Origin of the sequence: Legionella drozanskii LLAP-1, assembly GCF_001467585.1 — a bacterium.
Classification (GTDB): Bacteria; Pseudomonadota; Gammaproteobacteria; order Legionellales; family Legionellaceae; genus Tatlockia; species Tatlockia drozanskii.
This window is the reverse complement of the sequence record NZ_LNXY01000013.1, coordinates 1-279: the sequence shown is the minus strand read 5'-3', so window position 1 is coordinate 279 and position 279 is coordinate 1. Positions and strand designations below refer to the sequence as shown.

Genomic DNA, 279 nt, shown 5'->3' with positions numbered 1-279 from the left:
TGAGCTTGCTCTGATTCATGCTTTTCTTTGGCGCCAGCTAACGCTTTTTCTGAATCTTCTGTTTGTTTTTTCAATAATTCTTCTAGCGCAGAAACCTTCGCTTCATGCTTCTTGCTTAAGTCTTCGATCGCTTGCTCACCCAATAGGTTCGCTTTTTGCAGTTCTTCTTCTATCGCTTTCACTTTAAGTGTTAGCTCGCTCTTTTCTCCTTGCTCGGAGGCCAGTAGCTTCTTAGACTCTTCCAGCTCTTTTTCAAGCTGAGCTTGCTCTGATTCATGC

Annotated in this window: 1 protein-coding gene; it reads right to left on the bottom strand. The window is 43.4% G+C overall.

From position 1 onward, the window contains the following. Positions 1-279, bottom strand: a 279-nt coding sequence (locus Ldro_RS16460) for a hypothetical protein (RefSeq protein WP_202972524.1), incomplete at both ends; no start/stop codon positions are given.